The organism is Akkermansia muciniphila (genome assembly GCF_900184965.1).
Lineage (GTDB): Bacteria > Verrucomicrobiota > Verrucomicrobiia > Verrucomicrobiales > Akkermansiaceae > Akkermansia > Akkermansia muciniphila_A.
On record NZ_FXYA01000003.1, the window covers coordinates 154,158 to 163,962 of the forward strand.

Consider the following 9,805-nt stretch of genomic DNA (forward strand, 5'->3'; position numbering starts at 1 on the left):
TAATCTCTAGTCTTTAATACTTAATAAATCCACCAACGCCACCTCACGCATCCCCCTGTCCCGCTCCCGCCCGCCACGCTCAAACCTCACCCGTTCCACCCCCTGCGCCTGATCGCCCAGACAACCCCGTGCCAGCTCCACCAACTCCTGCACACTCCCCCACGCCAAATGCACATAAAACACGCGCCCCCCATCCACCAGCCACCCCAGCAACACAACCTCCCCGCTCATCGCCGCCACACCTCCCGCATCCAGTACCCGTCTGCACTCCTCCCACAAACGCTCATGGCTGCCCGCATACCTCACCGCCCACTCATACCCGCTCATCCTTGGTAAAAAACTTGAAAAACTCCACGGCGGAGGGGGAATCAACCGTAAATTCGGGGTAGTCACGGGCTGTGAAAAACCTGCGGCCCCCTTGAGAGTTGACGGCCTCAACGGTCAAATCCACGGTTTCCACCGTCCGCACAGGATCATCCTCTTCCGGCGCGTAAAACTCTTTCAGTCTCGCCCACACCTGAACGGCCTTCCACGGCTCCGACAATCCAACCAACGCGGCCACTACCGCCTGCATGGCCGGGGCCTGTTCCACAGGTATATCGTCCTGGTTAAAGCGGGCCGGAAGTCTATAACCGCCCTTGTCCTGATAAATGGGCATCAGAGTGAATTCCTGCCATTCGCCGGGCCGGGGAAAATGTATCTGTATTTCTGAATTGTTCATGATTCTAAAGGCACGTTAATATCTTCGAAAGCCTCGGTTTCTTCGGATTCAATGGCGTTAATCCCCACAGCTTCCAGACCGTAGAAAACCGGGTTCATGCCTCCGGGCTGGTAATAGGTGTACTCTCCGGTTCCCGCATAAACGGAAACATCGCCAGCCGTATTATTCACCACATCAGCCACCCATTGAGAAACGCCAACCCCGGTCTCAAAATTGGAGACGCCCCGGCATGTGGCAATTTGATACAGATTATACCTCTGACCTCCGGTGAGCATGAGCCAGAGCGCGCCCGTATCCTCATACTTGGCAATATTGGCTGCAGATTTCTGCTGGTAAATAACCTTGGCAATCGTCCACGGAACAGGCTCGTTCTGACTGGCTGGGATGAAGCTGGTGGTGGTTTTCACCTGCCAGCCATCCGCGGCTGTCAGCGCGTAAATCTCACGCACCTTTATTGTATAACCGTTGCGCTGTGAGTCCCTGACATTATCAAAAGTAATATCCAGAATTTCGCCGTGATTATAAGCCAAACCGTTTGCCGGGATAATACTGTAAGAATCTATGGAAAGGTCGGGACGAATCGTCTTCCCGCCGCGGCCGATACCAAAGGACAACTTTGCGGCATTGGTAGCGCGCCAAAGGAAAGAGAACCCGGCGAAACTGGAATAATTCCATTGAGGCTTGCTCACCTCAAATCTCGCCTGAATGGTTGAATGAGTACCCTTGGGAACCTTAATACCAGCCAAATGGTAGGGAACTGTTTTGGTGACTGTCGAAGATCCTGACGCGGTAATGGCATCCGTATTGAGGAAAGCATTAGAGGTTAGGATGCCCGTCACACCGGCCATGCCCGCGGCATACAGACGGTTGACCGCCCCCGTATCGGTCGCCGCTCCCACGGCCAGCGGAATGTTCACCCCTCCGTTGGCGTTGACGGTCCCTGTAAAAGTCCCGGACTCCGCCAGCAAACTCTTCAACGTGGCATCATCCCCCGGCTGAATGCCGTCCCGGGCAGACAATCCCGGGACGGCTCCCTTAAAAGTCTGAGTAACCAGTGCATACTCATCGGACACCTCCACAGCATCCGTAGGAGCTACAAAACCGTATTGCCCCTCTTTGCTCGCCTCCAAAACAAGCAGGGGAGAAGCCCCATCAAGAACAGCCTGAACAGTGCAAGCCCCCGTGCAAGTAACCACGTAGGAGCACCCTTTAACGGTATCAACCCTCATTTCCTTAACCCTCCTTGAAATACTTGTCTATCGCCCTCGCAACCGCCACGCACAACTCAGCCACCCGTTCCTTCAACCTATCGTAATCCGTCACATTACTTCCAGCAAAAGCAGGTTCTACCATTACCGCAGGCATAACTGTCTTTTTAAAATACATATACCCACGGCCCGTATCCGCCACCCCCTTCACACCGCGGTCAGGCAAGCGCAATACATCGCACATGGCGGCCTGAATCAGCCCCGCAGCACGCGCTCCATTCTTGGACCCCGGAAAACACAGCGTCTCGGTGCCCGTCGCTCCTGAGCCAGCAGAATTGAAATGGAACTCCACAGCCAAATCCGCGCCAGTCGCATTGCATGCCTTAGCCGCAAAACTCGGAGTGGTTCCCCCCGCGTCCGTCCGGTTGCAGACTACGGCCACATGCCCCAGCCTCTCCAGCTCCTCCTTGACACGCACCACATGCTCTCTCCAAAATCCATACTCGCTCCACTTTCCATCCGTACTCACTGCTCCTCCATCCTGCGGGCTATGCCCGATACTCAATGCTATCTTCATATAATTCGTCTTCTTTACTCCGGAGCAAGCCGTTTAGATAACGGCCTGCTCCGAAAAACTCTATTGTGCCTTATGCTCCAAATTGGAAAGACGTGCATCCATCGTCCGCAAAATCTCAGCCGTCTTTGCCGCAGTCTCCGCCTGTTCTTTCACAACAGTACGGAAATCCGCGTAAACGAACACGCATGCAGCAATCCCAAGAAACATCACAATCGTATCCTTATACTCCCGTACCACGCCCAAATACTCTTTCAGCGGCTTGCACATAACTTGTCCAATCTGTCAATTAAGCCCCTCCTGCCCTTACTTCCCTTCACCCTGAACGACGGGAGGAACATCAGTCACGGGTTGAACCTGTGAAAAACTCACATGCCCCGGCTCCAGCACCAAACAAGTCCCATCCTTGCACACCTCAGTCCGTTCCGGGGTTACATCTACGTTATGTCCGCAACCGCCCAGCGTCAGACACGCACCTCCGCCAAGAATACCCGCAATGATAACGCCTCCGCCCCAGTAAAGCCACTTCTTCCAGCCCTTGGACGCGGTTGCTTGCCCGGTCAAGTAATCCCGTACATCCTCCAGTGCGTGCTTTCCAATAATTGGTAGTGCTTGTTCGGCCAACCGGACGAAAGCTGCACGTTGCTGATCGGTCAATTCATTCCAAAGCTTCCACCCCTCACCATTGCCTTCGGAAACAACCGCGTAAAAATCCTTGCCGATAGCCTCGGAATGATTGCATTTATTACTAATAGTCATATCAATTCTTCTTTCTTCGTTTTGTTCTCCTCCATTCATCACCTCTTCGGAAATACCGTTTCCGATACCAGAGCATACCACCTTCGCTACGGAAGACCGCCCCAGCCCCTTCCCCGCACTCTTGCCAATTCCCTTCCTGTACCGTTTCTTCACAGTTCCTCGCCCTCCTCTCTGTCCTCATCCTCCTGCGCACGGCTAAGAAACAAATACATTTCTCGGTGAGCATCTCTCCTCATCGCATCCAAAGGATCATACCCGCGCTTCTCCTCCATATTCTGAAACTGGAAACAACACAAATCCACCCCAAACCTCTCCCGCAACCACTCCAAAATCACACCTCCCTCATCGCTCCTCTGGAACCTCTTTAAAGCCTGCCTGCGCCGCTTCGCCAGCTTTGCAGCCTCCTCCATTGCCCGCATCTGTACATCTAAACTATCTTTCATAACATAAAAACACTCTATCTTTTACTTACCTCCCGCACGCTCTGCCTCCGCTTGCAACTTCCGCGCTGCCGCCAAATCCTTCTCCGTTGCAGCTCCCTGCTGCTCTTCCATCATGCTCTGTTGTTCTTCAAGCGCAGCCATCTCCGCTCTCCTCGCATCCTCCACATCGGCCTCAGACAGCAATCCCCTCTCCGGCACTCCCAGCGCACGCGCCCTGGAACGCACGACAAAATCCTTGTCAAAATGATCCATTGCTCCCGGCAGCACCTCTTGTAGTTCCGAAAACTCTCGGAGTGCAGACATCATGGCATCACTCCCCACCCGTTGCAGCACCAGCGCAACCCTATTATGGAACGTCACACCCGGATTATTCAAGGCTACCCCCACCTTAACATTCCCATTCATCACGGGCTTCAGGACGCAATCCGGCGCCGGAGGAAATGCTTCGGCACGGTAAAGCACCATGAAAATCCTGTCCAGCATCGGCTGAATATCATCCGCAAACAACACAAAAGACGGGAAAAACTGCATCAAATACTGATTCTGTCTCGCCATCACCTCCGTCGCAGTCGGGTATCCGTTCTTGCCGTCATAGGAATCAAACAAATCAAGCAGAGAAGAAAAAAACGCATCCTTCACACGCCGCTCCTTATCTCCAAGCTGCTTGTAGGACAAACCCACATCTCCCACTCCCGCCCATTCCCTCGGAAACATATTTCCTCCCGTTGCATCAAGCACAGTCGGATCAATCACCGTCCTCCCTCCGGCCCGCAAATCAACCTCTCCCACTTGGGAGGCAATCTCCAAAATACGCGGATCCACCGCCACGCGCCGCGCCTTCGCCAAATCCTTCTCAATCTGCTCCAGCTCCTCAATCTCCCCATCTACGCTCAACCAGGCAGGAAAACCGAAAAAACTCTCCCCATTCTTCAAAAACCGAGTCGCCATAAAAGGCATCTCCCACTCCATCACCCTCTTCAACACCCCCTTCTCGGTCACGTCCACATACACGCTCTCCCAGCCTCTTCCCATCTCCGGCTTCTTCGCACGCCTCACCACATGCAGCACCACCCACTTCTTCTCGTACATCTTCGCTCCTCCCTCCTCATACGCACCCTTAACCTTCCCTTTCAAAGAACCTGCACCAAACAAATCAGCCACATCGTAAGCAGACAGCAACATTTCCCTGATAAACACCACCACCCGGCCATCTTCATCCCGCACCCCGCAGCAATGCTCAGGCTGAATGGACTTAAACAACAACCGCCTGTCCTTCCCCGGACCGCCGTATAACGCCCCCGTCCCCAATCCGGCCCTATCGCTGCAACACTCGTAAACCTCCGTATAAAAATTACTGCGCGTCAACTCTGCCAAAGCAATATCTGTACACGCCGCATACCAAGCATCAGCCTCGTCACGGTCCTCATCCTCCACATCCCCGGGACGGCACCCCCACCGGAACCACTGTTCATGGCTCGGCATCACATAACTCAAATTAGAGCCGGCCAGCCGTTCGCATGCCAGCTTCGCAGTACCATTCCGCACCCTCCCCACAAAATCGCTCGGACGGGCGGAAAAATCGTCCACTTTGTGTGGAATCAAAAACCACCGCGCAAACCGCCACGTCCCACCAAAACCATCCCTCTCCGTCTTCAGCCCGTTATACAGCTTCAGTAAATCATCAGCAACCTCATCCATGCCTGTCACCCCAGCGTCAGCCTCTTCCCGCCGCCGTTGCCGCCATTCAATCTCTCCGCCTCACTCGCAAGCAACGTGGAAGCCCTTCCGCGACGTCTGCGTTCCTCTTCCAGCAAACTTCGTCTTGCGGAATGTTCGCTCTCTCCGGCACTCACCGTCTCCACCTTCGGAGCCTGCACAGGAGGAGGTTCAATGCTTTTCTTCTTAAAACCCATGCCTCAAAAATACCATACAGCCACATCATCGCGCATCCATTCCAATACGTTCATGTCAATCCATCCTTGCCAGCCCTCCGCGTCTCCGTCGTACACTTTCCCCTTCATCATCCCCCATCCACTCCTCCACCACGCACTCTCCCTGTTCCACAAACCCCTTAGCCAGCGGCACCAATCCGCGGGAAAGTCCCTCTCCCAGCGTCCTTGCGGCATCCGCCCCGTGGCTTGCCTCATTATGCTCCGGCACATCCCGGCTTACCCCGTTTTCCAGTACAGTCTTCTTACGGTATGTACATACACAATCCACCCCGCTCAACAACTTCACATCGCCTTCTCCCACACATTCAATAAGACAATCCTCATGGAACACGGAACTCTTCAGCACCTTGCGCACGCTGTCAATACCCATCCATACATTCGGAATCCTTGGCACTCTGATAAACTTCCCCCCAATCCCCGTCTTCCGCAAAATCGTTAAAGGATCACCTCCCCAGCTCCTCCTCGTGCCGTCATGCGGCAGCAAATGATAGGAAAAACTCACTCCCAATTCCCGCTCCCAGGCGCGGATCACCTCGGCATACTCTGCCAACTCCTTACCGCTGCTCTGATAAAACTTCCGCCATCTCAGCTCATAGCCTACTACCTGAGCCGCCCAAATAGCCGTCGCATCGTTAATCCCCAAATCCCACGCCGACACAAGAGGATAACCCGGCTCCACCGGAAACTTCACTCCCACACGCCCCTGTGCCCTCAACTTGTGCATCGCCGTCCCGTAAATGGCACCCGTCACATGCGGCCACAACGCCTCCTCCGGCGTACTCGGATACTCCTGCTTCATCAGATCGCCCTGAGTCTGCTTCATATGGGAGTACCACACCTTTTGCCCTTGCGTCAGCCTGATACCTTTCTCTTCCAGCTCGGCAAAATAGGCTTTATCCTCATCCAATACATCATACCCCTCTCCAGTAAGAACATACCCTGAATCTTCAAACCACGGAAAAAAGAAAAACTTCCACTGCACCTCTGACAACCTCTTACCCATCAAATCCAACGCTCCCTTCATAATATCGTAATTCAATCCAGTCCGGCCCCCTTCATGCGTAGATTCATTGAATAAAAAACCATCACTCGGAACCGTGTTAAACGCCCCGGACAAAATCTCTGCCGCCTTGGAAGGATGGTGACAAGCCGTAGACCCAAACTCTGTCAGCCACAGCATATCCAGTGTGCCTCCTCGCAAACTCGCTCCTGAATAAATATCGCTTCCATTGGCAAACTTCAGCTCCCGCTCATTAGCATACACTGGTATCAGCCCCTTGTTCCGCAACCTTTTGCCAGTCCGCTCCTTAATCATCCGGCCCAGCCTTGCCAGCCACAAATCCTCCTCGGTTGCATGCGGAGGCACATAATCCAGCTTGTCCCATGCAAACCTGATTTTGCCTAGCTTCTGTTCCGCATCCGGAAGTGATTTATCTACAATCCCGGCATGGAACCCTCCAACGAACAACATGCAATCCAGAGCCAGCATGGCAAGATAAGTGCTGATCCCCATCTGGCGGCTCTTCAAAATTGCATTGCGATGATGTAACCCACGGTGCAACTTGTTCTGAACTCTGTTCAGCCGAAACCGCACCACCTTATCCCCTCCCTTCACCATCTTGCTCTCCACCCAATACAAATGATTCAGCCTCCACTCCCTGTCCCCCAGCACTCCCGCAAACTTACTCAGCACAGCATCATTCATGCCGCTGAGGAAAAACGGAGGCTCTTTACTCATCATCGGTCACCTTCTCACTGCTCCCGCCCACCTTCAGACCCTGATCCCCCAATAACCCGAAAATAGCATCAACCAAAGACGGACCGCCCACATTAAGCTCAGACGGTGCATTATGCCCGGCCATCTCATTATCAATCTTAATCGCAGTCATCACTTCCTGCACGGTAGGAGCAGACTCAAACAGCCCCAAATCCACTCCAATCTCCCCTCGCACCAGCTTCGCCAGATACCTCCTCTTCTCCTTTGCGCTCATCGCATCAGCCTCATCCAATTCCGCTCTCAACCTCCTTAACTCCTCCTGTATGTGTGGCTCTCTCATCTTCCGGCTCGCTCCCGCGCTTGCACTCGCATCATCACCGGGATTCCATACGACAGCATAGGCCGCCTTCGGAGAAAAATTCTCCCACACGATCATCTTGCAAAACTCATCGTCCTTTTCACTTAACTTCTTCATAAAACCTCCTATCCATAAATTTCAATCCCCGCTCCTTGAAGATTCGCCCCCAAACAACGGAACGGGCGGCCCTCCTCCATAGCCGCGTACTCCTCCGTTCCTCTCGCATCAACAAACCGCCTCCGCTCAGGCCACGTTCACCTCATCGCCAAACACGCCCGCCACAATCGTCTTATACCTTTCCACCCCTTCCTCCGTAGGCCGAACCTGCATATACCCGTTATCAGACTTTACATACTCCAGCAAGCCCAAATCAATCAGAGCATGTGCATCGCGGGCAAACTTCGTCTTCCACGCATCGCCAAACAGGCACCACTTCTCGCATACCTCCACCAACAGCTTCAGGCGGTCAGCGTGGAACTTCTTCCCCTTCGTTATCGCAAACGTCCGGGAATGCGCTCTCTGTGCCATGCCAACTTCACACGCACCACCCTCCTCGGCAGCAGTAGCACCAACAGCATCCGCGCACTCAGGCGCACAGCACTTGCCATCGCCCTCCGCGCACACGGCAGCTTCCTGTGCTTCATTCGTTGCTTCACTCTTCTCCACCTTGCTCTTTTTTACTGTTTTCTTAATCATAATGTCTTATGTTATTATGTTTCTGTTTTTTTCCGGAACACCCGTTCCGGGAAATCTGTCACGCACGCCGGAAACTCCGCCAATCGCACCACCTGACCCCTCCGCGATTCTCGCTCCTCCGCTGGATCACACGATCCTTCACGCTATCCGGCATAAACTGATTAAAATCCTCCTGCGTCCAATTAGCCACAATCACAGTATCTAACTCCGCGTTATACCGGGCATTCACCACCTCCTCAAAAAAATCCAAACTCAAATCCCTGCCTTCCCCCTTGTACCCAATACCGCGCTGAAACTCATCCAGCACCAGCAAACTCTTGCGCCGATGCCCTATCTGCACGGCAAAATCACGCTCAAAACTGCCTCCCAGCCCAATCTTCGCCAGCCTCTCCCGGTACAGGCCATCCCCGCTGAAATACCATGCCCTCTCATACCCGCAATCCCGCGCCAGCTTGCAGGCGGACAACGTCTTGCCCGTACCTCTCAGGCCAAGCACCACGGCCAGCATCCCCTTCCCGGCCATTCCCAGCAGCCAAGCCCTCAACATCCCGGCCTTGCGTTCCGCATCCACGTCCTCCACGGATGCAAACGGAAGCTTCAGCTTGCAATACTGTTCCGGCCAGCCCCACATCTTCAGCCGCTTCAGCTTGCGGGAAAACACCACATCGGCATCATCAAACATCGTCGGCTCTGCCTCTGCCACATCGTTCTCCACATGCAGCGCAATCCGGGACAGCACATCATCTAAATCATCATTCATCATTAAAACCCTTCTGCATCAATCACAATATCCTCTCTCACTCCCTGACCTGCGGCCCGGCCACGGCCCTTCTGTTCCTCCCGCATCCGCTCCTTCTGCCACTTCCGCGCATTCTCCTGCAACCACACCTGAGCCTTATACCGCCAGTTCTTCAACAGACCGCCTCCAGCCGTCCGCCCGTCCTCATAATGCCGGAAAAACTTCTCTGCCAAATCCTTCACACGTTCATCCTCCCGTTCTGAGTAATGCAAGCCATTCCTCATCTCGGCCAGCACCTCCTCCACACTCCCCGGCACGTCGAAAGCATACACGCCCGCACACCGCTTCGGTCTTTTTGGCACTACCCCGGCCACCTCCTCCTTAAACGGCAACTCACTACCTCTGAAAACATTAACACTATTTAACAAACCGGCTATCACACCGCCGCGATCATCTAAAATACCTCCTGATTCGTCAGAATCAGGCACTTGCGGAGGCGCAGCCTCCCCATGATTCACCCCGGAATCCTCCAAATCACCGTCCAAACGTCCCTCCCCCGCACGCGCGCGACCACGCGCGGATAGGTGCGGGGGTGTGGGGGAAGAATGGGGGCTGTCTCTTATACACATCTGACGCTG

General features: G+C 54.1%; 14 protein-coding genes. All 14 read right to left on the reverse strand.

The features are described from left to right. Window positions 1-6: 6 nt before the first annotated feature. Window positions 7-327: a hypothetical protein gene (locus CI070_RS01330; RefSeq protein WP_094136319.1), complete on the reverse strand. Its 321-nt coding sequence runs from the start codon at window positions 325-327 to the stop codon at window positions 7-9. Continuing rightward, window positions 314-721 carry a hypothetical protein gene (locus tag CI070_RS01335; RefSeq protein WP_094136320.1) on the reverse strand — a complete coding sequence of 136 codons (408 nt, stop codon included), beginning with the start codon at window positions 719-721 and terminating at the stop codon, window positions 314-316. Before CI070_RS01335 ends, CI070_RS01330 begins: the two co-directional genes overlap by 14 nt. Then, a complete protein-coding gene (locus tag CI070_RS01340) occupies window positions 718-1,950 on the reverse strand; it encodes a hypothetical protein (RefSeq protein ID WP_094136321.1) in 1,233 nt (410 codons plus the stop codon). Before CI070_RS01340 ends, CI070_RS01335 begins: the two co-directional genes overlap by 4 nt. Before the next feature lie 4 nt (window positions 1,951-1,954). Beyond that, window positions 1,955-2,506, reverse strand: coding sequence for an N-acetylmuramoyl-L-alanine amidase (locus CI070_RS01345; RefSeq protein WP_094136322.1), 552 nt, complete (start codon window positions 2,504-2,506; stop codon window positions 1,955-1,957). Between the two features lie 60 nt (window positions 2,507-2,566). Beyond that, window positions 2,567-2,773, reverse strand: a complete 207-nt coding sequence (locus tag CI070_RS13275; RefSeq protein WP_094136323.1) for a hypothetical protein — start codon at window positions 2,771-2,773, stop codon at window positions 2,567-2,569. A 36-nt stretch (window positions 2,774-2,809) separates the two neighbouring features. After that, on the reverse strand, window positions 2,810-3,415 hold the full coding sequence (locus CI070_RS01355; RefSeq protein WP_094136324.1) for a hypothetical protein: 606 nt from the start codon (window positions 3,413-3,415) through the stop codon (window positions 2,810-2,812). After that, complete coding sequence (locus CI070_RS01360) at window positions 3,412-3,705, reverse strand: hypothetical protein (RefSeq protein ID WP_094167832.1); 294 nt, start codon at window positions 3,703-3,705, stop codon at window positions 3,412-3,414. Before CI070_RS01360 ends, CI070_RS01355 begins: the two co-directional genes overlap by 4 nt. Before the next feature lie 21 nt (window positions 3,706-3,726). Continuing rightward, window positions 3,727-5,403, reverse strand: a complete 1,677-nt coding sequence (locus CI070_RS01365; protein ID WP_094136326.1) for a portal protein — start codon at window positions 5,401-5,403, stop codon at window positions 3,727-3,729. Window positions 5,404-5,408: 5 nt separating this feature from the next. Beyond that, the gene (locus CI070_RS01370) at window positions 5,409-5,618 is read right to left on the reverse strand and encodes a hypothetical protein (protein WP_094136327.1); all 210 of its coding nucleotides are present in this window, start codon (window positions 5,616-5,618) and stop codon (window positions 5,409-5,411) included. A 55-nt stretch (window positions 5,619-5,673) separates the two neighbouring features. Then, window positions 5,674-7,362 carry a hypothetical protein gene (locus CI070_RS01375; RefSeq protein WP_143246889.1) on the reverse strand — a complete coding sequence of 563 codons (1,689 nt, stop codon included), beginning with the start codon at window positions 7,360-7,362 and terminating at the stop codon, window positions 5,674-5,676. Between the two features lie 25 nt (window positions 7,363-7,387). Next, window positions 7,388-7,849 (reverse strand): hypothetical protein, encoded by a 462-nt coding sequence (locus CI070_RS01380; protein WP_094136329.1) that lies wholly within the window; start codon window positions 7,847-7,849, stop codon window positions 7,388-7,390. Window positions 7,850-7,975: 126 nt separating this feature from the next. Next, window positions 7,976-8,260: a hypothetical protein gene (locus CI070_RS13280; RefSeq protein ID WP_143245593.1), complete on the reverse strand. Its 285-nt coding sequence runs from the start codon at window positions 8,258-8,260 to the stop codon at window positions 7,976-7,978. A 226-nt stretch (window positions 8,261-8,486) separates the two neighbouring features. Beyond that, entirely contained in the window at window positions 8,487-9,188 is a 702-nt protein-coding gene (locus CI070_RS01390; protein WP_143245594.1) for an ATP-binding protein, read from the reverse strand. 2 nt (window positions 9,189-9,190) lie between these two features. Beyond that, the gene (locus tag CI070_RS01395; RefSeq protein WP_094136332.1) at window positions 9,191-9,712 is read right to left on the reverse strand and encodes a hypothetical protein; all 522 of its coding nucleotides are present in this window, start codon (window positions 9,710-9,712) and stop codon (window positions 9,191-9,193) included. Between the last annotated feature and the right edge of the window lie 93 nt (window positions 9,713-9,805).